The 24,869-nt window shown below is 36.7% G+C and carries 17 protein-coding genes and 2 pseudogenes; 11 read left to right on the top strand and 8 right to left on the bottom strand.

Features of this window, described 5'->3' with window-relative positions; all coding sequences use genetic code 11:
• Nucleotides 1-257 precede the first annotated feature (257 nt).
• Nucleotides 258-1,856 (bottom strand): M48 family metallopeptidase, encoded by a 1,599-nt coding sequence (locus tag OE105_RS04125; RefSeq protein WP_275421475.1) that lies wholly within the window; start codon nucleotides 1,854-1,856, stop codon nucleotides 258-260.
• Nucleotides 1,857-2,961: 1,105 nt separating this feature from the next.
• Here OE105_RS04125 and OE105_RS04130 point away from each other — a divergent pair.
• Nucleotides 2,962-3,273 (top strand): annotated as a pseudogene (locus OE105_RS04130) (transposase); the annotation flags it as partial.
• 1,134 nt (nucleotides 3,274-4,407) lie between these two features.
• Here OE105_RS04130 and OE105_RS04135 read toward each other — a convergent pair.
• A complete protein-coding gene (locus tag OE105_RS04135; RefSeq protein ID WP_275421476.1) occupies nucleotides 4,408-5,760 on the bottom strand; it encodes an MATE family efflux transporter in 1,353 nt (450 codons plus the stop codon).
• 57 nt (nucleotides 5,761-5,817) lie between these two features.
• Nucleotides 5,818-6,660, bottom strand: coding sequence for a MerR family transcriptional regulator (locus tag OE105_RS04140; RefSeq protein ID WP_275421477.1), 843 nt, complete (start codon nucleotides 6,658-6,660; stop codon nucleotides 5,818-5,820).
• A 555-nt stretch (nucleotides 6,661-7,215) separates the two neighbouring features.
• On the opposite strand from OE105_RS04140, the gene OE105_RS04145 reads away from it, so the two are divergent.
• Nucleotides 7,216-7,680 (top strand): S-ribosylhomocysteine lyase, encoded by a 465-nt coding sequence (locus tag OE105_RS04145; protein WP_275421479.1) that lies wholly within the window; start codon nucleotides 7,216-7,218, stop codon nucleotides 7,678-7,680.
• Nucleotides 7,681-7,771: 91 nt separating this feature from the next.
• Nucleotides 7,772-8,048, top strand: a pseudogene (locus tag OE105_RS04150) (hypothetical protein); the annotation flags it as partial.
• 41 nt (nucleotides 8,049-8,089) lie between these two features.
• Here the strand turns inward: OE105_RS04150 and OE105_RS04155 are convergent.
• From OE105_RS04155 to OE105_RS04165, 3 genes are all read right to left on the bottom strand, one after another.
• Nucleotides 8,090-9,247 (bottom strand): MFS transporter, encoded by a 1,158-nt coding sequence (locus OE105_RS04155; RefSeq protein WP_338030924.1) that lies wholly within the window; start codon nucleotides 9,245-9,247, stop codon nucleotides 8,090-8,092.
• A 122-nt stretch (nucleotides 9,248-9,369) separates the two neighbouring features.
• Nucleotides 9,370-9,852: a peptide-methionine (S)-S-oxide reductase MsrA gene (msrA, locus tag OE105_RS04160; protein WP_420842585.1), complete on the bottom strand. Its 483-nt coding sequence runs from the start codon at nucleotides 9,850-9,852 to the stop codon at nucleotides 9,370-9,372.
• A 169-nt stretch (nucleotides 9,853-10,021) separates the two neighbouring features.
• A complete protein-coding gene (locus OE105_RS04165) occupies nucleotides 10,022-10,243 on the bottom strand; it encodes a hypothetical protein (protein WP_275421481.1) in 222 nt (73 codons plus the stop codon).
• A 209-nt stretch (nucleotides 10,244-10,452) separates the two neighbouring features.
• Here OE105_RS04165 and OE105_RS04170 point away from each other — a divergent pair, with 209 nt between their 5' ends.
• The 7 genes from OE105_RS04170 (at nucleotide 10,453) to OE105_RS04200 (ending at nucleotide 21,683) form a co-directional block, all read left to right on the top strand.
• Nucleotides 10,453-11,262, top strand: coding sequence for a metallophosphoesterase (locus OE105_RS04170; protein WP_275421482.1), 810 nt, complete (start codon nucleotides 10,453-10,455; stop codon nucleotides 11,260-11,262).
• A 192-nt stretch (nucleotides 11,263-11,454) separates the two neighbouring features.
• Complete coding sequence (locus tag OE105_RS04175; protein ID WP_275421483.1) at nucleotides 11,455-12,096, top strand: TraR/DksA C4-type zinc finger protein; 642 nt, start codon at nucleotides 11,455-11,457, stop codon at nucleotides 12,094-12,096.
• 529 nt (nucleotides 12,097-12,625) lie between these two features.
• Nucleotides 12,626-14,362 carry an ABC transporter ATP-binding protein gene (locus OE105_RS04180; protein WP_420842569.1) on the top strand — a complete coding sequence of 579 codons (1,737 nt, stop codon included), beginning with the start codon at nucleotides 12,626-12,628 and terminating at the stop codon, nucleotides 14,360-14,362.
• Nucleotides 14,343-16,130, top strand: coding sequence for an ABC transporter ATP-binding protein (locus tag OE105_RS04185; RefSeq protein ID WP_275421484.1), 1,788 nt, complete (start codon nucleotides 14,343-14,345; stop codon nucleotides 16,128-16,130). Before OE105_RS04180 ends, OE105_RS04185 begins: the two co-directional genes overlap by 20 nt.
• Before the next feature lie 338 nt (nucleotides 16,131-16,468).
• A complete protein-coding gene (locus OE105_RS04190) occupies nucleotides 16,469-17,461 on the top strand; it encodes an acrylyl-CoA reductase family protein (protein WP_275421485.1) in 993 nt (330 codons plus the stop codon).
• A gap of 467 nt (nucleotides 17,462-17,928) precedes the next feature.
• Complete coding sequence (locus OE105_RS04195; protein ID WP_275421486.1) at nucleotides 17,929-19,692, top strand: ABC transporter ATP-binding protein; 1,764 nt, start codon at nucleotides 17,929-17,931, stop codon at nucleotides 19,690-19,692.
• Nucleotides 19,686-21,683 carry an ABC transporter ATP-binding protein gene (locus OE105_RS04200; protein ID WP_275421487.1) on the top strand — a complete coding sequence of 666 codons (1,998 nt, stop codon included), beginning with the start codon at nucleotides 19,686-19,688 and terminating at the stop codon, nucleotides 21,681-21,683. Before OE105_RS04195 ends, OE105_RS04200 begins: the two co-directional genes overlap by 7 nt.
• Before the next feature lie 229 nt (nucleotides 21,684-21,912).
• Here the strand turns inward: OE105_RS04200 and OE105_RS04205 are convergent, their stop codons facing one another.
• On the bottom strand, nucleotides 21,913-22,113 hold the full coding sequence (locus tag OE105_RS04205) for a YgaP family membrane protein (RefSeq protein ID WP_275421488.1): 201 nt from the start codon (nucleotides 22,111-22,113) through the stop codon (nucleotides 21,913-21,915).
• Between the two features lie 581 nt (nucleotides 22,114-22,694).
• Nucleotides 22,695-23,954 carry a glycosyltransferase family 2 protein gene (locus OE105_RS04210; RefSeq protein WP_275421490.1) on the bottom strand — a complete coding sequence of 420 codons (1,260 nt, stop codon included), beginning with the start codon at nucleotides 23,952-23,954 and terminating at the stop codon, nucleotides 22,695-22,697.
• A 269-nt stretch (nucleotides 23,955-24,223) separates the two neighbouring features.
• Here OE105_RS04210 and OE105_RS04215 point away from each other — a divergent pair, with 269 nt between their 5' ends.
• Nucleotides 24,224-24,850, top strand: a complete 627-nt coding sequence (locus OE105_RS04215) for an NUDIX hydrolase (RefSeq protein ID WP_275421491.1) — start codon at nucleotides 24,224-24,226, stop codon at nucleotides 24,848-24,850.
• The last annotated feature ends 19 nt before the right edge of the window (nucleotides 24,851-24,869 follow it).

Here is a 24,869-nt window from a genome sequence, read left to right on the forward strand (position 1 = left end):
AAATGGCAGATGATGGTTGAGTCTCCGGAGATGTTAAAAAAACCGAATTCATTCGGTTTTTTTTTATGCGATTTTGCATAGTTTCCCCAATTTTCTTCTATCAGTATATTATCTATATATTCCATCAGTTAACTGCAAATAAATCATTGGTCCAAAAAAACTTATTAAAACAATTAAAAGTGAAAGTAAAAAAACATCTCGATTTCTTTCTAAAAATGCCATACCAAACGTCTTAAGTCGAAATATATTTTTCACGTTCATACCAAGTCCTTGATAAAGTTAATTCTTTTTTTGAGGGATGGATGAGTTTCTTTCCACTCTTTCCTTTTGAAGTCAAACTCGTCATTCTCTTTTTCACTGATTCGCTCTAACTTCATTAATGTTTGAATATATAACTCCTTATTCCCCAATTGCCTTACAGCAAATTCATCTGCTTGGTGTTCAAACATTTTACTAATTTTATTCGGAAGCCATTCTGTGAGCCCTATTAAAGCGATTATACTAACTAGAAAAATAAGGATATACTGTCCCCATCCAAATCCTAGCATAATTTTTCTAGTAAAGAACATCAGCAAACTAATAAGCGTCGCTACTCCAAAAGTAATAAACAGTACCCAACGACCATGCTTTCGTTTGATATGTCCAATTTCGTGAAATAACACTGCCTTTACCTCATCTAAAGTAAATTTTTTTATCAAACCTTCTGTCATGTAAATGTTAATGCTTTTTTTAGATGCAAAAGGAGTACTATACACCCAAGCATTCGTCTCATTCTCGGACTCTTTCTTCGTAAATAGGTTAACGTTTATACTACATGCAGCTTCTATCGTTTTTTTCAAAGAGTAAAATTGCTCGGTGTATCCCACATTTTCATAGTTCCCCATGAAACGATGTATTACAGTATAAACTAGCATTATAATAAGGGTTAACGATAAATACCAAGCAGCAAATAAATACCATTTGTCCACAATTTTTACATATAGGGATAGTGGGAAAAGGAAAAATGAGAAAAAGTAAGCAAGACCTCCTATTGTGAGTACAAAAATTATGACTATTTCTCTTTTTGAAAATTCAAGGAAATCTGATTCCTCCATTTCAGACTCTCCTTCAATATCCTCATCACTTTTTATCGTCCATTGGTATATAGCAGTTGTCAATGAAACTGATAAAAACGTCGGGAGAAAGATACATAACAAAATGCTCCAAATGTATGATTTTGTTAAAAGTAGTGCGTAACCCATCGAAAAATGATAGTTTAATATCAATGGAAGGATTCCAGCTAAGATAAACGGAACAAACAATGTAAAAAGATTGCGCCATGGAAGAACCTTGTTAATAAACAATGCCAAAAGAAAAGGCAATAAAAATGAACAACCATATATCAAAAAAGTAAGAGTTTTACTAAACTCCGTCTTCAATTGGATGGAGAATGATCCATCATTTTTTGCAGCACGTATTGTATATTCATTAAAAAAAAATTTCCTTTTACTAGACTGAATCATCACTTCCTTACTAAAAGACGGTTCAACCCCTCTTCTCGTCATAACCGTCAACTCTTCTCCAGCAGGTAATATAATGTTTTCTGTATTGACTTTGGTAAATTGATAATCAATAGGTCCAATATGAAAAGCGAGCGGACGTTTGGTAGAGTCTTCTTCAGTATTTTCAATATCTAAAAGATAGTCCCCTTGGTATATGGAATAGCCAGTTAAAAGCTTCTGGACTCCTACATTTTTTTTTGAATCGAGAAGAATAAATGGCGATAAAACAGCTGAACGGATACTTAACTCAACCACAATAACCGAAACTGTAAAAAACGCCGTGACCAATAAAAATATGAGCATTCTTTTTTTCATAATAACTACTCTCCTTAATTTATAGGAAACTTGTCATAATCAATGGAATTGTTTTTAATGTCAAGTTTGCTACAAAGATAATACTTACAATAAGTAAAGGAGCAACCCGTCTTTTAGATTTCAATAATGCTTTAACACCAAAATATCCTTATTAGGGTCTTATTTTAAAACAATTGTCGAACCTTATAAAATGTTCAAAGAGCTACAAGAAAAACCAAATACATTAAGGACCCTTTTGATTATATTACTAAGTGGAATTATTCTGACAGTTGTTACTTTTCCTCATACGTTTAAAGTTACATACGTTTACATCTTGATTCATATAGATTATTGAAACGTTTCAAGTCCATTTATTACAATATCAAATGATTCCTTTATGCAATTCAAGGAAAGCATTGACCGCTCCTAGTCTACCAACCCAGTAGTCAGCAAGCTGAAAAAGGACATTACCTGCTCAGTGATACACTCTCGCTAACTTATTACTAGGATTATGTGTCAACCACAGAAAATGATGAAGAGACGGCAATTTTTTACATGCCCCTGTATTTATCGATTACCATATATAGGGTTAATTGTCAATATAATTACAGGAAATACATGTAAAACAGGAAATATTAACTATTGGAAAGAAAGATGAAATAGGTCGGAAGAATCGGAAAATCTGATATAAGAAGAATTAGACTATCTTGTAAATGAAGTTGATCATTACTAAAGAACAAGCTGAGAACTTATCTGTTTGAAGCTGCAAAACAATGAATGGAAGAAGGAGTTAAAGTTATAGATTCTGAATCGGAAATTACTACTATATTTGAACCGCTAACTGTAAAACTAAGAAAAATTAAGATAACAGGACGAGATCCGTTTCAACAAAATTGCAATAACTAGTATTGAACCTGTGAAAGCTTAACAGATCCAAAATCTTATAACTTATAGTATTTAGAATATTTCATATTTTGAAATAAAGCCCATATAATTGTGTAAAAAGAATAGGCCATCTGATCGCCTTCAAGGTACAATGTTTTTAACCACAAAAACCAATACCTGGAGGCAGATCAAGATGATCTACCTACATTTTACATTGAAAGCGTCTGAAATATAAAGACTAATTGAAAATTCTGTTAAATATGAAATCTCTAAACATATTTTAACTACTGTCTTCAATCTATTGATGGAAGAACAAAGAACACAATATATTCAAGCCAATGAGTATGAACGCACTGGTACTCGCATCAGTCAACGGAATGGTTATTATGAAAGAGGCTTTACGACACGTATCGGCACATTGGAACTTAAAGTTCCTAGAACCCGTGATGGCAAATTTTCGCCTACTCTTTTTGAACGCTATCAAAGAAACGAGCAGGCTCTGCTTGCTTCTATGGTAGAAATGTATATCTCAGGCGTTTCAACACGTAAAGTCCAATATCGTTGAACAGATCGGACAAATTCTATTAATATTAGCCGTTGCTTCTATTTTTAGCATCATTAATTTTGGTTCATATGCAAAAGGAGGTATTCCTAGCTTAAATCAAGCGATTGCATCCATCGTTTTTCTATTCTCATGGTTGATATACGGATTTTGGATGGGGAGAAAGAAAGATGTATTTTTCTTAAAGTTATCATCCATTTATTGGGGAATAGGACTTTTTTAATTATCCTTAGTTACTCCACAAGTGCTGAAACTATAGGGATCCCCGTTGCCATTCTATATGCTGGACCCGTTTATGGGATTAATTATTTCTTAACATTTCCATCAGATAGTGGTCTAGTTTTTTTATCGATTATTATTTCTTATGCGATTGGCTTGGCAGGATTTTTCATTGGTTGGCTATTGAAAAAATCTTAAAAGGGATGTGTTTAAGGAAGGTATGAGCTAACAATAAAAAATAGATAACTAGTAAACTCATCTACCAATTCCACATCCACTAGTGGCGTTGATTAAGGTAGTACTTCCTATTTAATCGAATAGGGAGCCCGCAACGGTAAACCAAGTTTCTATGTTGAAGAAATGCCTACGATACAAAAGTGGATGGAGAAATGAATTTACTGGAAATCGTACGAACCATTACTTTTTCACAAAAAATCTCCAAAATATATGAATATATATTTGGAGAAAAAAGCATTTCCCACTATTAGAAAGGTTTAAGCAATTCAAGTTTGCTTTTTTATTTTGAGAACAATTCCATTACCTGACGGGTCTTTTACTAGATATCCATTTTGGAAAGACTTAAATGTGATTTGTTCTTCCTCTAATGTTTGTAGTACTTGATCTAAAGATTGAGAATTGGGAAATTGAATCGTATAAAACTTCATACCCAAACTATTTTCTGTAGGTTATTTGGCACCTTCCCTAATCCAAATATTAAAGCCGATATGATGATGGTATCCTCCCGCAGAAACAAATCGCCCTTGAAACAATGATTTCATTAAGTGAAGCAAAAAAGTGGGAGCGACGTGTGGGTGAACACACAAAACAAAGAAGATTTAAACAAGATCTAAATACATATTTGAAAAAAATCGAAAGTAAATAGAATGGGCACAATTAGCCATTGTGTTAGTTGTGCCGCCTAAGTTTTTTTAAACCTTCGAATATTTTCCCCCTGAATGCCATTAAAAAAATTACTACGAGCATTTCTACAACAGGTACAGATAGCCATATTCCATGTACGCCAATCAATTGCGGTAAAATCCATAGAGCTACGATCAAAAGAATAAACTGACGCATAATAATAATTCCAACTGCAGGTTTAATTTGCCCAATCGATTGAAAGTACGTCGTGTAAGTAAAGTTAATTCCCATAAAAAGGTAACTGGTAAAAAACAACCTTAAACCTTCAGTTGCTAATGTTTTTATTTCAGTAGAAGAAATACCGAATAACGAAACGAGGACATTCGTTGCAACAAAGCCAAGTACGAAAACAAGTACCCCTAATAAAAAAGACATTTTTTCGGCAATTTTTATCGTTTCTTGAATTCGTTCGATTAGTTTTGCTCCGTAGTAGTAACTAATCATTGGTTGAATCGATGAACCAATGCCGATAAATGCAAGGAATATGAAAGAATGTAAATAATTGATCACTGAAAATGCAGCGACACCGTTTGTTCCGGCAAGCTTTACAGCCATTAGGTTATAGCCAATTACGAAAACTAACATTCCCGCTTCCGCTAAAAAACTTGGAAAACCGATTGAAATAATGCGATTAATCATATTTAATGACCATTGAAATGGAATAAATTTCAATGTACGATCTTTTTTGAAAAAATGAGTGAGGAGCACTACCATTCCAATTCCTCCAGATGAAACAGTAGCAATGGCTGCTCCTTTAACTTCTAATTGAAGGATATAGATCATCAAATAATTTAATAGGATATTAGCTAGTGCTGTTACGATCAAACTAACCATTGCTAACTGGGGATTTCCATCATTACGTACAAAAACGCTTAATGCATTTTCAATTGCCATAAACACACCGAACAACAGCAATACCGAAAGATAATCGATCACATATTTAATCGTATCTTCATTCGCTCCTAATGCATATGAAAGATTTTCAACATTGAAAAAACAAACGAATCCAATAATCAATGTGATAAGGATAATGATCACTATAGAGAATGAAAATATTTTTCTGGCGAATTGTTTGTTATTTTCTCCAAGTGCCATTGAATATAAAGCTCCACCGCCAGTTCCAATCCAAAGGGAAATAGCTAAAATAATTGAAAAGACTGGGACGGCTATATTTACACTTGCTAATGCAATTGAACCAATCCCATTTCCGACAAATATACCATCAATTACAATATTGATTGACATAAATATCATGCCAACAATGGTCGGAAATAAATATTGAAAAAACACTTTTTTTACCGATTGATTTGTAAGCCTATTTTGAATACTGTGTTCCATTTTTATTCCTCCCCATACCTTACAAGAGGGAGTATATACCTTCAAGTAACTTGAAAGTCAATAAGATATTTTCTTTATAGGTATTTCAATCACTGTTAAATATTGCTCGGGATTTTCCACTACTGATTCGTCGATTATTCCAATTTCAATCGGATCACCAATTTGTTTATAGCCTAAGTTCACTAATTCGTTTAAAAAATATTGATAACTATTCCGTATTTGTTCATAAGGACCTTGATGAGGATAACAAGCGTATAATCCTTCTGGTATATAGGCTATATTTCTTTCTGAATGTTGATCATATATTAATTTAAAAATTCCTTTATACAAAACTGGCCCGTCTTGATAAAGACTTTTGGAATCGACAATTAAACCGATGTCACCTGTAAATATTCCTTCATTTAAATGAGGAGAAGCTCCTTTATGTATTTCCTGCATAAACACATCTTCAAAATAAGTATTATTTAAGTCAAGCGGTTCATCTTTATATAAAAAAATAACTTGACGTTTCGGATATGTTTTAAATACGATGTTTTTCTCCTTTGTTAGTTTCATACCTTGTTCTAAAACCTTCAATTTATGTTCAATTTTTTTGGCAGCCATTTCTATTAACTGCATTTCTTTTCTTACATCATCAAGCTTTTCTTGAAATAATTGATATGTGTTTTCTACATTTCTCTCTTTCATATGGAATTGGATCTGTTGAATCGTAAAACCAATCTTTCTTAAAAAGATAATTGTATCGAGATGAACAAACTGATCGGTCGTGTAGAAACGGTAGTTATTTTCTGGATCAATATATTTCGGTTTAAATAACCCAATTTCATCATAATAACGCAATGTAGACTGTGGAATGGAAAACATTTTAGCTATTTCTCCAATTCGAAACTGTTTTTTCATTTCCGTTCTCCTCCTGAAAAAATTGGTGTATCCACTATCATGATTAAAAAACATTTTTACTCGCCATCGAATAGCCTTACAACAAGAATTTCATCCACTCCCCATATCATTCAGTTGCATAAATATGTATAGTATTTTGGGTTTCGCTCACAAATGAGCAACTGTGAAACATGTTGGGGTGGAAGATATCACTCTTTCAGTATAAAGATTTTATTTTTTACATTCATTGGATTTACTTAGTAATCTAAAGGAAAAAAGCATTGTTCTTTAGTCTCACTTGTATCTCTGTTTCTTTATACTTGGTTCGGATTTTTTCATCGAATTGTCGAAACCATATTTTTTAGTATAGAGATATTTATTATTTAAATGCTACTCCCAAGCCCAATTTAAAGATTATCTTGGGTAAACATAGTAAATATAAGTGGTTGTATTGAATTCTGTTTATAAAATATGATAAAGGAAGAAGAATGAGGAAACGAACGGGTTATTTCATTCAATCCCTTTACAAAAATAAGGAATCGTTTTATGATACGAAAAAAATGGAGGTTGGTTTCAATGAAAAAAATGAACGTAGAAAGTTTTAATCTCGATCATAGGAAAGTAAAGGCTCCATACGTCCGTCTTGTCACAGTAACAGAAGGGAAGAGGGGGGACAAAATATATAAATATGACGTTCGATTTTGTCAGCCGAACAAGGAGCATATGGAAATGCCAACCGTTCATTCCCTAGAACATTTAATGGCCGAATTGATCCGAAATCATCATGAATCCATTTTTGATGTAAGTCCAATGGGTTGTCAAACAGGTTTTTATATTTCTGTAATCAACGATGGAGATTACGACCGATTTTTACACGTTTTGGAAAAGACATTGGAAGATATTTTACAAGCAAAGGAAGTTCCGGCTGAAAACGAAATTCAATGTGGGTGGGCAGCAAGTCATGACTTAAATGGAGCAAAGGAAATGGCACGAAAAATGTTAGAAAAAAAATCGGAATGGTCGATCGTATTTTCAGAATAAATTGTAAAAAATTGGGACTGTCCGATCATCGAAGGTCTTGCAAAGAACTTCCACATTCCATGCGTCCAACTATTGACAACCCAATTTGATCATTCTGCGAAAACTTCGAATGTGTTTTTGGAAAAACTGGAAGGAGCCAAAGACCCAAGATTCGTAACCTCATAAAACTAGGTGCTCCTAAATGGAAAGTTTACGAATGGGGAAACAGTCGTTAAGGCTTTTGACGAATTACAAAAAGTCCCATAATACACAAAACCCTTGGAAACTCCTATTGGATTAACCAAGGGCTAAAAAGTCTACAGAGACGTTATTTGCTTAACCGCTGTATATTGCACGGTACGTACGGTGGTGTGAGCGGACGGGGGTAGTTGCCCCCCTACTCGATTTTTCATTCGATTTCTAATCCGATTCATATTTTTTCCTGACTTTTTCGCTTTAGAAAGAGGATGATGGAAATACTGACGACCAATAAAAGGAAGGCAGCCGTTCGAAACCCTTCAGCAGGGGTCATGGAAAAGGCTCCCGTTAATGATGAACCGGCAAAACTACCTAAAGAAAAGAATCCGTAAAATAATCCGTAAGCTTTTCCCCGTTCATCGGAAGCAGAGTGAAGGGAAATAAGAGCGCTGATCGATGGAAACAGCATCGCAAAACCTGCACCGTAACATCCCATGATGAAAAATAACAAATTTAGATTGGAAGCAAAACTTAAACTGATTTGTGCTAAGGCAATCAATGCCATGCCGAAAATCATTAAATATTCATTTTTATATCGATCAAATATTTTATTTGTCGGTAAAAGGAATAAAAGGATGGCTACGATTCCGAAAACACTCATCAACATTCCGCTAATATGACTGCCTAGATGGAGATTTTCCACTTTTATCGGCAACATATAAGCGAGAATCCCTTGAGAAAACATTAATGACAAAGCCCCTACATAAGCGAAAACTAATCCGCGCTTTTTAAACAAAATTATATAGTCCTGAAATACATTTGACCGGGCATTTGTAAGACGTTCTTTTTTACGATTCGGTAAAATAAAACTGCTGAACAGACTGGATACAATCATTCCAATACCGATGATTCGAAAAACCCACTCAGCACCGATCAGCTTTGTAACGGCACCTCCGAAAGCTGGCCCTACAATGGCTGCAATACCGACTGCAGCGCCAGATAAAGCCATCGCTTTCCCTTTTTTATTCCCCTGATTCATAATGGATATAAAAGTAAAAGCTGCAGGGACTAACAATCCAGCACTAATTCCATGGGCTAAACGCGTCCAAAGTAACATAGTCGGCGTATGAACAACAGAGTATAAAATCAATATCATTCCGTTTAACAAAAAACCAAATGTTAATACTTTTTTAGGACCAAGTCGGTCGACAAATTGACCGGAGACGATGTTACTGAACATGTTGGAAAAGGAATAGGCACCGACGATCAAACCGCTTAACATATAACTAGCCCCGAGATGTAATGCATAAGTACTCATAATGGGTAATTGTGCAAAAAAGTCCATAAAGGAAAGAAATATGAAAAAATACAGAAAAAATACCATGCCCATCACTCTTTTTTTGTTTTTTCCAAGTTTTGAAACGATTACAAAACAAATAAGTTACTCAATAAAATATAACATGGGATGGTTATTTCGTCACGGATTCAATACAATTTTTAAAAAAAAATTCGTTATTTCGACTTCCAATATTGTTGAATAAATTTATCCCGCCCTGATTTTGATCGATCTTCCATATACATTTTTGGATTTTTTTTATAAAAATGTTGATGTTCCTCTTCAGCAGGATAAAAGGGTTTTGCTGGCAAAATGCGCGTTACGATTGGCTTTGTGAACCGACCGTTTTTTTCGAGTTGCTTTTTCGATTCCTCGGCAAGTCGTTTTTGTTCTTCCGAATGATAAAAAATCGCTGTTCGATATTGACTTCCTCGATCGTGGAACTGCCCTCCGTCATCTGTCGGATCGATTTGTTGCCAATATATATTTAATATCTCCTTATAAGATAAAATTTCCGGATCAAAGGTAATTTGAACGGCTTCGTAATGACCTGTTGTGCCTGTTTTCACCTGTTCATAGCTTGGATTTTCCACATGTCCACCGCAATAACCGGAAACGACCTGTATTACACCGTCCCATTGATCAAAGGGTTTTACCATACACCAAAAACACCCCCCGGCAAAGGTGGCGATTTCATATCGTTTTTTCACACGAATCACTTCCTACTTGTTCTTTTTAAAAATTTTACCATAGGTTGATCAAAGACAACAAATAGAAAAAAGGCATCCAAATAAGGGAACAAATTTGGATGCCCATTTTACTATGGTGTTAATTGATTAAATCATTGAGACCTTGCATATTCATATTGAGCATTTGTTTCATCCGTTTCATTATTTTATTTTCATTGTTTCTCGACATTAACATGGTCGCGCTTCCGGCCAATCCAATTCCAAGAAGGGAAAGCCAAAATTTTTTTCGCTCGTTTCTTTTTCGTTTCATTAATGTCCTTTTCATTTTTTCCATATTGAATCGTTTCATCATCTTTTTCATTTCATCACCATCCGTAAATTAGTTTTGAAAGGATTTCCCTTCTTTTTTATTTTTTCAAATGACCTTCTATGAATGTAAGGGAGTTTTCGGGTAATTTGGGTTTCTTTTGTTGAAAAGGCGTGTAGGAGCCAAATTCATGTTTCGTTTCCACCAACTCCCTCTTTGGAATGAACAAAATATTTTTTATACTTTTTGTAGGAGTTGATCTTATGCATTTCGTTATTTTCGGTATTATAGCGATATTTACAATTAGGGGAGTTCGTATAGGATATTTAAAAAATACAAAACGATTATCCGTTCAAAAAGTAAAGGTCCCGATAAAATCTAATGATTTTAAACTTTCCGTGTTGCAATTGTCGGATCTCCATTTGGAGAAATGTTCCATTTCACCTGAGCAACTACATACAATGATCAACAACGAGTCTTTCGATCTCATCGCCCTTACCGGGGATTTTTTAGATAAAAAACGGACGATTCCGAAGTTAATTCCTTACTTAGAAGTGCTACAAGGAATCAACGCCCGTTACGGAATATACGTCGTCTTTGGAAATCACGATTATGTATTAAAACGGAATCACTTTCATGATATGAAAGATTTGTTTCATCAATACGGTTGTATCACATTGCAAAACGAATCTATATCCATTCGAAAGGGGAGCCAAACGTTCAATATTATTGGAATTGATGATTATAGCACGAGGCGGAGCAATTTAGAAAAGTCCTTTGAAAAGGTTTCTCCAGGTTATCGTTTAGTGTTAACCCACGATCCGAATATTATTTTGGATATGGATCCATACCCTTATGATTATTTGTTAAGCGGCCATTTCCACGGAGGACAAATTTATTGGCCAAAACCATATCATTTAAGGAAAATGGGAAAACTTCCTCGAAAAAACGTGATCAAAGGATTGCATTTTCAGGAAGGAAAACCCTTTTACATTAGCGAAGGGCTCGGCCAAACGGCTGTGAACATTCGCTTCGGTAGTTTTCCGGAAATCACCTTCCATGAGATCGGTTAATTGTAATAAATGATAGGAATCCAATACGAAGTTTGTTGAAAAAGTTGAGAATGTTGGCGAAAATCATCAATCCTTGCGCTTTCCCGGGAAAAAAAGGAAACTCAAAAATCGATCCCCCTCAAAATGCCAATTATGATTGAAAAAGCTCTGAACATACTACAACTATACGATGGGAAGGGGGAGTTTTGCTTTATGAGTCCGATATCAAGCAGTGAGAAAGAAATGTTTCGAGCCATTTTGCTTGAAGAAATGGCTTCTTTACTAAAGCGGATGGAACATAATGATTCCTTCGATTTTAAAAAAAGCCATCCCCATGAATCCGTCGGTGAATTATCCAGTTACGACAATCATCCTGCTGACGAAGGAACGGAACTGTTTGAAAGGGAAAAGAATTATGCCCTTTTCATACACGAACAAAAACATTTGCAAAACGTTCAACGGGCTTTAGCGGCCATCGATCATGGGAGTTATGGAACGTGTGAAGTATGTGGGAAATCCATTCCTATCGAGCGACTGATGGCTTTACCGACAGCAACCCGTTGTAAGGTGCATAGTTTGAACGAAACGGAATTTGAAGAAAAGGCAAATAATCAACAATTCCGTCCGTTCGGAGCCGATTTGAAAGACGTTTCCTTTGATGTCGATTATTCATGGCAAGAAGTTGCCCAATGGGGGACAAGTGAAACCCCAATCGTTTTTGGAGAATTCGACGAAGTTCACGACAGAATGGGTGAACCAAAGGAAAATTACGGCTATGTGGAAGATTACGAAAACATGATCGGTGTCGACTTATATGGGAACCAAAACATTTTTTATTCGAATCGATTGTCATGACGTTCGAAAGTGAATGTACACAAATAGGAGGAAACAAATCAAGGGTAATCTGCTTAGTTTAGGGGACTGTCCGATCTGTCTTTAAATTGATGAAAAGGAATGTGGCGGCGACTCCAGCGGGAACAGCACGATCCGAAGATCCTGTAGACGAGTCTGCGGGTCGGATACGGTTAGGGAGTGCCCGCGAAAAGCGCCGCCACCAAAATGGAATCAATGGACTATCATTTACGAACAAAGGGGCTGTTGAACAGCCTCATTTTTTATTTTAAATCCTACAGTTTTATAAACATTGGATAGGGGGTTTTCGTTTTAGTTTACACGAAAAAGGTCGATAAAAAGTGTATCTTACATTCAGTTCGTACATACATTTGAAAATAAATGGAATTTTTATCTTTTAACAATACAAGAAACGATCAAATTAAAACAATTATCAACATTCATATCTTTTGGTATGATATTGGTAAAAGGACCTTTGTTTTCGAAAAGTTATGAAAATAATTGTGACTGGGAAAATAACGGGGGAATTTCATTGAAAGCATTATTCAAATATGTAAAACCGTATAAAAGGGCTATGATTGTCGCTTGGCTCTTTATGTCAATCGAATTAGCTGTGGAATTAATATCCCCGCTGATGATGGCGAAAGTAATCGATGAAGGTGTTTTAAACCATAATATCGATCGCATCGTCTTTTGGGGTGGAATATTACTTGTTGCTAGTTTCCTATCCTTTGCATCTGGAATTGCAAATTCATTTTTTGCAGCATATGCAGCACAACATTTTGGATTTGATATCAGACAAGCAACTTATAGGAAAATACAACGACTACCTTTTCAGCAATTAAACGAATATCCGACTTCTTCTTTTATTACAAGATTGACGAATGATGTAACACAAGTTCAATCGATTTTATTTATTAGTTTACGGATCGCTTTCCGTGCCCCTCTCCTCATCATTTTTGGAACGTTGATGGCCCTTTTTATCCATTTGAAGTTGGGAATCATATTTAGTATTGCTATTCCAATCATCGTCCTTTTTTTATTTTGGGCGATGAAAAAGGCTGTGCGATTTTTCAAAGGAATGCAAAAAAGGCTCGATCATGTGAATAAGGTCATACGGGAAAATTTATCCGGTATTCGTTTAATAAAGGCGTTCCAACATCGAAGTTTTGAGAAAAAACGGTATGATCAAGTGAATATGAAATTAAAGGATTCAACGATTCAGGCACTCGCCTTCGTAGAAATGACGGGACCAATTTTATTGTTTTTTATGAATGTCGGTATCATGATCGTCCTTTGGATGGGAAAAGGTGAAATTACAATCGGTAATGCCCAGCCAGGAGATCTTGTTGCCATCGTGAATTACGGTACGCGAATTACCCATGCATTAGGGATGCTTTCTTGGATCATTATGGCTTTTTCCCGAGCGAAGGCTTCCAGCGAGCGTATTCAAGAGGTATTAATGATGGACGAAGAAATAGATGGTCATTTCCAAAATCCATTTTCAATAAAAAACGGATCGGTGCAATTCCGAAATGTCAGCTTTCGTTATCCGAACAATCAAGGCTATGCATTGTCAAATATATCCTTTACCGTGCTACCGGGACAACTGATCGCCATCTTTGGTGCAACTGGTTCGGGGAAAACGACCTTATTTCATTTAATTCCTAGATTGTACGAACCTGTTGAGGGAGACATTTATATTGATGGGGAAAATATCCGTCATATTCCAACAGCTTCCTTAAGGAAACAAATCGGTTATGTTCCACAAGAATCCCATTTATTTACCGGAACGGTGAAGGAAAATATTGCTTGGGGAAAAGAAGATGCGACGATGGAGGAAATCGTTCAGGCAGCGAAGGATGCACAGATCCATGAAACAATTATGCAATTTCCTCATCAATATGATACGGTCATCGGTCAAAAGGGTGTGAATTTATCAGGGGGTCAAAAACAAAGACTTGCTATTGCCAGGGCACTCATTCGAAAACCGAAAATCTTGTTATTAGACGATAGTACGAGTGCTCTTGATTTACAAACGGAAAACCGACTCCTCGAACGTATTAGTAAATTAAACTGTACTACTTTATTGATCACGAATAAGATTTCTAGAGCGAAAAATGCCGATTGTATTTTCCTTTTGGATGGAGGAAAATTGATAGCTAAAGGAATCCATGAACAATTGTTGAATTCGATACCGTTGTATCGTGAGATTGTCGATTCCCAAAAAGAAAGGGAGGTGATTTTAAATGAATATTCGACGCATTAGTCAACAGCGTTCCCCATTAGCACAAAATACCTCTAGTCAACGTTTCCAAACGATTCAACGGCTTTGGAAAGAATTATCGAAAAAAAGAGCACTTTTTCTTCTCGTTTTATTTTTTATTTTAATCAATGCTGTTTTAGGTGTGATGGGGCCGTTATTGATTGGAAAAACCGTCGACCATATCGTCTACGATGGAGGAGATAAAATAGGTTTATTTTTACTCGGATTAGTATTCGTATATCTTTTCTATTCAATCACCGCTTTTTTACAAAATTATTGGATGATTAACATTTCTCAAGATACAGTTTACCGTTTACGTAGGAGATTGTTCGAACATATCCAACTATTGCCGATTTCCTTTTTCGACCGAAGGCAGCACGGAGAGTTAATGAGCCGATTCACAAACGATATGGACAATGTCAGCTCCACGTTAAACAGCTCTGTGATTCATATATTTTCTAGTGTACTAACTTTAGGTGGCACCCTTGTCGTTATGGTACGTTTAAGTCCTTTGTTAACGGTAATCACCCTGTTAGTCGTACCAATTATGTTTTTCGGGATGCGTTGGATCACAAATCTAACGGGAAAACTATTTCGAGAACAACAAAAATATTTAGGTGAATTAAACGGATATATTGAGGAGTCGATCTCAGGTCAAAAAATCATTAAGGCCTACTCTCGCGAGGAAGAAATGATGGAACAATTTTTGGAGAAAAGCAAGCGGCTAAGGGAGGCGGGATATTGGGCCCAAACCTATTCAGGATTTATTCCTAAATTAATGAATTTGTTAAACAATTTTAGCTTTGCAATGATCGCACTGATCGGTGGAATTTTAGCGATGCACGGTTCTGTTTCCATCGGAGTAATGATAACTTTTACCGAATATGCCCGGCAATTTACGAGACCGTTAAATGAATTGGCGAATCAATTTAATACATTATTATCTGCAATAGCAGGTGCAGAACGGGTGTTTGATATATTGGATACGAAAACAGAAGATGAAAATGACTCAGGAGAAGATGTGGAACATATTCGGGGGGAAGTTACCTTTTCCCACGTTAGTTTCTCCTATGAAAAATCGGATTCAACCATTATGGATGTTCATTTCCATGTCAATCCCGGAGAAATGGTCGCACTGGTTGGTCCTACTGGTGCAGGAAAGACGACGATTATTAATTTATTGTCCCGATTTTATGATTGTGATTCAGGTGCGATTTTCATCGACGGAAAAAATATTCAACAAATTTCCCGAAGCAGTTTACGAAAAAGTATGGGGTTTGTTTTACAAGATGTATTTTTATTTGAAGGAACGATTCGAGAAAATATTCGCTACGGTCGCCTCGATGCAACGGACGAAGAGGTGGAAGAGGCGGCAAAACAGGCCAACGCCCATTCCTTTATTATGCGACTACCTCAAGGATATGATACGGTTTTATCTGGTGATGCTACTGGAATTAGTCAAGGGCAAAAACAACTTCTTTCCATAGCTAGGGCAATTTTACGAAATCCGTCGATTCTAATCCTTGACGAAGCGACAAGTAATATCGATACGGTAACGGAATTAAAAATACAGGAAGCGTTAAAACAATTGATGAAGGGGCGAACGACCTTTTGTATCGCCCATCGTTTAAATACCATTCGCCATGCAGACCAGATCTTAGTGATTAAAGATGGCAAACTAATTGAAAAAGGAACCCATGAATCGTTAATCCAAACTCGCGGGTTTTACTATGATTTATATACTCATTCTGATCAGAAAGACGTAGGATAAAGGGTGGGATATCCAAATCGGAAATTCAATCCGGCAAATTCCAATTCATGAAATTAGAGCCTAGTGGAACAATAAAAAAAGTAGTTTTCACGGAAGCATGGATATTTCAGGAAAATTCGTCCATGACCAATCGAATTCAATATTTCGTCACTTTCTCTCATATTCTCTTTTCTTTATCCCTTTGCTATAATAAAAACATTGTTTTCATGATTTACCAATTTCACTTGGTAAAGGATTGATCAGTTGACAAAAATGGAACGATACACCCTTAAGCTTTGTTTCGTATAAGTATGCCGAACAGTTTTAAAGGTGAATCTGACGAGAAAAGGAGTAGAAAGATGGAAAAGGTTCGAGTTTATATGGTTGATCAAACGGAAAACGGATTTCAATCAGAGATAAAAAGGATTCAATTAGATGAATTGCCGGATGAGGATGTCACTATTTCTGTCCATTACTCAAGTGTAAACTATAAAGACGGTTTAGCATCAATTCCAAATGGAGGGATCGTTCGGAACTATCCTTTCGTTCCAGGAATCGATTTGGCCGGAGTTGTCATTGAATCGAAGGATCCCCGTTATAAAGAAGGAGATGAGGTAATCGTCACCGGATATGAATTAGGTGTTAGCCATTTCGGTGGATATAGTGAAATTGCACGGGTGCCTGCAGACTGGATTGTCCCCCTTCCAGAAGGTCTGTCATTAAAAGAAGCGATGGGAATTGGAACCGCCGGATTTACCGCTGCCCTTTCCATTCAACGGCTAGAAGAAAACGATATGAGACCGGGAAAAGGACCGGTACTTGTGACAGGTGCAACCGGAGGAGTCGGAAGTATGGCCGTGGCAATGCTGAATCATTTGGGTTATGAGGTATATGCATCGACCCGTTCCGAATCGAAACGGGAGTACTTGATCAATTTAGGAGCGAAAGAAGTTCTCTCCACATCCGATTTGACAAATCCAAAACAAAAGGCGTTGTTAAAGCAAAGATGGCAAGCTGCCGTCGATCCAGTGGCCGGTGATTTCTTATCTACGATCCTCGCTTCGATACAATATGGCGGGTCGGTTGCTGTCAGTGGATTAACGGGAGGCAATCATTTTCAATCAACGGTATACCCGTTTATATTACGGGGGGTAAATTTGTTAGGCATTGATTCCGTTTACTGTCCAATGGACCAAAGATTAAAATTGTGGAATCGAATCGGGAATGAAATGAAGCCAAGAAGCCTCGATCAAATTATGAACGAAATTGCTTTTTCCGAATTACCGGAAGTACTTTCGAAAATACTAAAAGGGGAAACGGATGGGCGTAACGTCGTTTCCATAGGGAAATAAATCAAAAGGGCAGTAAAAAATTTCCAAAAAGAATTGACTTCGTTTTTCGAAAAATGGTATAATTCACATGTTCATATTCGAGTGTGAATTTGAAGGGAGGTTATGATTATGAAAAAATGCACTTTCTTACATTCATTTTTATTCATAAAAAATGATCATAACTTACCCACTTGTTTGGTTTCCTAGATATTTAAAGTGACGTTGATATGTAGTAATATCGATTAAAAGACGTGGGTAGTTATGAACTACTTACGTCTTTTTTCATAGGTAGCACTGTATGCACTTGAAAAAGGCGTACAGTGCTTTTTTGTATTTTTTTTGAAAATTTGTGGAATACAGCAATGCTGTTTTCTTATAAAAAAACATAATTTAGGAGGTATCGGAATGATTTTGAAAAAAGTGAAAATATTGAAAGTGTTAGATGCTGAAAGTGGATAGTTAACGAAAGAAAATGGGGTGTTGAAAAGATGTTTTCTGTTTTATTCAAGCTAAAATGGTTTTTTAAAAAACATTGGAAACGATATACAATTGCTGTTCTTTTATTGATCATTGCCAATGTGTTTGAAGTCGTACCCCCAATGGTGGTTGGTGCGGTCATTGATGCCATTTATTTAAATACATTGACAGGGAAAATGTTTCTATTTTATTTAACGGTTTTATTTGCAGTTGCCGTTTTGAATTATATCAACACATTTAAGTGGCAATATGAACTTTTTGGCGGTGCGTTTATCGTCGAGAAAACGTTTCGGTCGAAACTTATGGACCATTTTTTAAAGATGACACCGACCTTTTATGAAAAAAATCGGACCGGTGATTTGATGGCCAGGGCGACAAACGATTTAAAAGCAGTTTCTGAAACGGCCGGTTTCGGTATATTAACATTGATTGATTCCACCCTGTATATGGGAACTATTGTATTGACGATGGGCTTTCTCGTATCGTGGAAATTGACCCTTGCCTCCATTATTCCATTACCGATATTGGCCATTTTAACAAAAATTTTAGGTGATAAAATTCATCGCTATTATACGAAAGCTCAGGATGCCTTTGGTGAGATGAATGATCGGGTGCTGGAATCTATTTCAGGTATTCGAGTCGTGCGTGCGTTTAACCGGGAACGAGCTGAAGAAAAATTGTTTGAAAACATGACCGAAGATGTATTCCGGAAAAATATGATTGTAGAAAAAATTGATGCCTATTTTTATCCGTTGACAAAAATTTTAACCGGGATGAGTTATACGATTGGAATCACTTATGGAACGTATCTTGTAATCACACAACAAATCACATTAGGGCATCTAGTATCCTTTACCGTTTATATCGGTATGTTAACATGGCCGATGTATGCGATTGGTGAATTAATCAATGTGATGCAACGGGGAAATGCATCCCTTGATCGGGTCCAGGAAACATTGGATTATAAGGAAGATGTACCGGAGCCGGAGAAAAAAATAACAATCCATCGCTTGACGAACGTTCATTTCCAGAATTTATCTTTCCAATATCCAATGTCGAAAACGGTAAATATATCCAATGTTTCTTTGCGAATCAGTCGTGGAGAAACGATTGGTATCGTTGGAAAAACAGGAAGTGGAAAGACGACGTTCATTAAACAGTTGTTGAGAGAATATCCGCTTGGAGATGGGGATCTTTTATTTGGAAACGTCTCTATTCGTCATCAGTCGAAACAATCCGTAAGACAGTGGATTGGTTATGTTCCCCAAGAACCATTTCTCTTTTCTCGGACGATAAAGGAAAATATTTTATTTGGAAAGGAAAAAGCAAGTGAAGAGGAATTAAATAGGGCGATTCGATTGTCCGCCTTGGAGAAAGACTTGCATTTTCTTCCAAATGGACTAGATACGATTGTCGGTGAAAAGGGGGTTGCATTATCTGGAGGGCAAAAACAACGGATTTCCATCGCTCGAGCGTTAATTAAAGAACCAGAGTTGTTAATTTTAGATGATGCTCTATCTGCGGTCGATGCGAAAACAGAAGCAGCCATTATCGAAAACTTACGAAAAGAGCGAAAAGGAAAAACGACGATCATTAGTACCCATCGGTTGTCCGCTGTCGAACATGCCCATTGGATTCTCGTTTTCGATGAAGGAAAAGTAATCGAAGAAGGAACCCATACTGAATTAATCCAAAAAAACGGATGGTACAGACAACAATATGAACGTCAACAACTCTCAAAAAGAAAGAAACAGGAGGTGAGCATATCATGGTAGGCAAACGACTTTTCAAATATGCTCTCCAAGTTAAACGAATCATCATCGCAGCTCTCCTAATGCTTTCGGTCGCAGTGGCAGCAGATGTTATCGGACCGCTTGTTGCGAAACAACTCATCGATCACCATATCCTTGGAATTGAGGATTATTGGGTGGAGACGGATGATGAAAACGCCATAGAATATAATGGGGAAATGTACGTTCGCAGCAAACAAGTTGATGAACAAACGGTCGATGCAACAATTTTGCAAATTGGCAATGCCTTTTATTTTATAGAAGGAAAAGCTCCTTTGGACGGGGAAGCTTCCGCTGAAAAGGGAACGATCATCATTAATAAAAATGGTGAACAAACGACGTTTCGCGGACAAAAATTGACCGTTGGAGACACAATCGCCTTTTATCAACCGGAAATCCCGATAATTATTTGGCTAATCGCAATCTATTTTGGTCTGTTCGTTCTATCAGGGATTTTCAACTATGGACGGTATTACCTGCTCCAGCGGGCAGCAAATCGAATCATTCAAAAAATGCGTAACGATGCATTTAAAAAGGTGCAAACATTACCGATTTCCTATTTCGATCGTTTACCAGCTGGAAAAATCGTTTCCCGTATTACAAACGATACGGAAGTAATCCGCGACTTATATGTTGCCGTTTTATCAAACTTTTTTACGGGAATCATCTATTTAACAGGAATTTATACGGCGATGTTCTTTTTGGACGCAAAATTAGCATTGCTTTTCCTACTCATTTTACCCGTTCTTATACTCTGGATGTACGTTTATCGGAAATTCGCGTCGAAATATAACCATGTCATTCGTTCAAAAATTAGTGAAATCAACGGGATGATCAATGAATCGATTCAAGGGATGAACGTCATTCAGGCGTTTAATCGGGAAGAGGAGACGAAAAAGGAATTCGAGCAATTAAATCATACCCATTTCCAATATCAAAATAAATTACTAGCCCTAAATGCCTTTTCGTCCCATAATTTAGTCGGGTTATTAAAAAATATCGTTTTCGTCCTTTTCATTTGGTATTTTGGAAAGGATGCCCTTGATGTTCAAGCGACCATTACAATCGGTGTTTTATATGCGTACGTCGACTATATTAACCGCTTATTCAATCCGATCAGCAACATGATTAACCAATTGTCCAATTTGGAACGGGCGATGGTTGCAGGAGAGCGGGTATTCCAATTATTGGACGAAAAAGGGGTTAATGTAAGTGATGAGAAAATGCCTAGGTATAAAGGAAATGTGCATTTCGACCACGTTTATTTCGGGTACGAAGAGGGGCGGGATGTGTTAAAGGATATCCATTTTGAAGTAAAACAAGGCCAAACCGTCGCCCTCGTCGGTCATACCGGTTCAGGGAAAAGTTCGATTATGAATTTGTTGTTCCGATTTTACGATACCGAACGCGGGAATATTTATATCGATGGGAAAAATATTCGCGATATTCCACTACAAACCGTTCGGGAACATATGGCAATCGTCCTACAAGATCCCTTTTTGTTTACCGGAACGATTTATTCGAACATTAGCTTGAACGATCCGAAAATTACGAGAAAAAGGGCGGAATGGGCATTGAAAGCGGTCGGAGCAGGTGATTTTTTAAGAAGTTTAGAGAAGGGATTAGACCACCCGGTAACGGAAAAGGGAAGTACGTTTTCCTCTGGACAACGACAATTGATTTCCTTTGCACGAGCCCTTGCCTTTGATCCGGCCATCTTAATTTTAGATGAGGCGACATCCAATATTGATACAGAAACGGAAGCGGTCATTCAACGGGCGATGGAAGTTGTCAAAAATGGTCGGACGACATTTATTATCGCCCACCGCTTATCGACGATTAAAAATGCCGATTTAATTCTCGTATTGGATCAAGGAAAAATCGTAGAACGGGGAACTCACGATCAACTGATGGAAGAGCGGGGGAAATATTATCAAATGTATCAATTACAACAAGGTTTTCAACAAGTCGGATAATTGATTGACACATAAAAATACAAATAAACCCTAGTTGATGGATGAAATTATCCAAACTAGGGTTTTTCAAATGGATTCACAAACAATGAGTTCACGATATCTAATCGATTTTCCAACTACACCGTTGTAGTGAAATGGAAGAGTGATGACGGTATATCAATCCCTTGTAATTTTGATTTCTTCAAAACTCTTAAAATAACGGTGGTCATCTACAAATACCTCTACACGCTTATTTCTTTTTCACTTGACAAGTATTGATCCCAAATATCGAATATAAGGGGCAAAATTTTACAAAGGCGGTGAAAAGGGGAATAATTCCAATTAAGCCGATCCACTTCCAATTTCCTTCAATGAAAAATAGTAATGAGAGTAATACTAGGCCAATAATAATGCGAATCATCCGATCAACGTTCCCAACATTTGTTTTCAACTTCTTCACCTCCTTTGACCAATGAAATAGATTAGTTATGTAAACTTATTATAAATTTTCTCGTTTCATTTGTTCAAGTTTTAAGCAAATCGAACGGTGCCCATTGAAATCGATGTGTATATGTGGAACATGTATCCATCTATTACTAGGCACCTATGTATGTTGGTTATACAATTTTTGAGAAAAGGATTTTCAATGGACGTAGGCGAAAAATCCATCGTCTAATCTGTTGAAATTTTGTTGATAAAAAAATGGAGCTGTTAAAAAAGTTCAGCCCCTTTCATCAAATGCACCTAATTTATTTTGGTAACGTCCCTTTCTGCTGTCACCGCCAACCTCCTTCGACTCCCAAGGTCATCTAGCGGGGTCTTCGGTTCGTGCTGTTTCCCAAGGAAAAGTCCGTCTTTTCATCAATTTAAGGACTGTTCGGATAAGTCCCATAATTTTTTATCGATTAAAAGGTAATTACAGATTGCTTTTTCAAACGGATCCCTACTAAGAATAAATTTAGCAAATTAACAACGTCGTTCAATTTCGGCTTTTTAAAATGAAGGGTCCCGGGTCAATTCATCTTACGCAACTTATTCCTTTTCCGATTCTACACCAGCAACGGGAAGATCCTCAATGCTGATATTTTTTGAATGGTCCGTTCGCTTCCAATGTTTATTTCCCTTCGTAACTAATGCCCAAACAAACAAAGGGATGTAACTGAAATTAAAAATAGAAAGGGAAAGGAAGGCACGTACTTTACTAATTTTTTGTTTCGAATCAACAATAATCGAGTAGGCGATATATAAAAATTGGAACAATAACATAAATAACCATAATCCCCTTGGAAAAATGGGGGTAAACCAACGGAAATTGAAGAAGGTGATGAACAAAATAATCCCACCTGTTAAAGCGTTTAAAACAATTTTTCCAGGATTGATCAAATAAATGAATCCATCGAAAGCTAAAATATCTCGTTTTCGGATACTCCGCCATAAGAGCTTTGGTGCGTATTTAAAACAAACATCCCAATGCCCCCGGGCCCAACGAAGTCGTTGAATACAAGATGCCCAAAAGCTTTCTGGTTTTTCATCATAAACGACCGCATAATGGCTCCATTTCGCAGGTACCCCTCGTAATAAGCATTGCATCGTAAATTCCAAATCTTCCGTTAATGATCGAGCCGTCCAACCGATTTCCTTTAACAATTTGGAATCGACACAAAATCCGGTGCCACCGATCGCATTCCCTAACCCTAAACGGGATTTGGCCAATTGCCAAGAACGGTTCATGTAATAATATGTGGTCGCATAACTTAAAGTAACCCAATTGTCCTGAGGATTTTTCGTATCTAAATAACATTGGATTAATTGATCACCCTGGATTAAATGATTATTCATTTCCTTTAAATAATTGAGGGAAACGAGATTATCCGCATCAAAAATCGCGACAGCATCATATTTCTTTGTCAGATCATCGCCGATGATATCCAAAGCATACTTAATTCCGTACGGTTTTCCCCGTAATTCTCCAGGTAAACTTTCATGAACGATTACTTTTGCACCGAGAGATTGGCTAATTTCGGCTGTTTTGTCTGTACAATTATCTGCGATTACAACCACATCATATAAGTCTTTTGGATAGTCTAAATTCATTAAGTTTTCCACTAAGTTTCCAATCACTTTTTCTTCATTATGGGCGGGGACAAGGATTAAAAATCGTTTTTCAGCAGGATAGGACGGTAACCGTTTTGCCCTCCCAAATCCGAATAAACTTATAAAAAGCCAATAGAGCCAAAAAAATAATAATAAGAATTGTACACCAATCAAAAATAGACGTATTCCCTCTAACATATCCATCCCTCCAGTTGTTTTCTTTTAGTGTTCCATTGTTTTCACTGATTAAACGAACAAATTTAGAAAACAAAAAAGAAATGGGAGGAAATCCAACCGATTTTGTTTCACAATTTCACCGTTTGTCGAATAAAGTGTTTACGATTTCAATGGTTTGAAGAAGTGGAAAAATGTCATTGACGTGTGTCGTTCCTTTTTTCTTTCACCCATAGGATGGACATGGTAAGATAAACAATATGAAAGAAATGGGTGCGGTGGAGGGCGTTCGAATGAAAATGGATCAAATAATTGGGAAATTGGAAAATCGAAGGGCTTCCCTTTTACATCATGATACATTTCGACAATATGGCATACTCGTTCCAATTACGAAAAAAGATGAGGAATTGCACATCCTATTTGAAGTTCGTTCACATAAGCTCCGTCAACAACCTGGGGAAATCTGTTTTCCTGGTGGTAAAGTAGAAAAGGAAGATAAACATCCCGAGGAGGCGGCACGGAGGGAGACGACAGAAGAATTAGGTATCCCGTTCGATCGAATTGGTCGGGTTTTCCCCCTCGATTATATGATTCAACCGATCGAAGGGAGAATTATTTATCCATTCGTAGGTTTCATCTCCATTGATAAAGGAATCAAGCCAAACGAACAGGAAGTTGAAGAAATTTTTACTGTTCCGATTCGTCATTTGTTAGAGATGAACCCGGATACATTTACGGTCGATTTCAATCCGGTTCCAGAAGAGCGATTTCCATTCCATCTGATTCCTGGCGGTAAAAATTATCCTTGGCAAAAAAGAACGATTAAAGAGCATTTTTTTTATTATGAGGATTATGTGATCTGGGGGTTAACTGCTAACATTTTGCAAAACTTCCTTTCAATTATTCGAGAAGATGGATAAAAGATGAAGGAAAATGTGT

Source organism: Fervidibacillus halotolerans (assembly GCF_026547205.1).
Taxonomy (GTDB): Bacteria; Bacillota; Bacilli; order Bacillales; family Caldibacillaceae; genus Fervidibacillus; species Fervidibacillus halotolerans.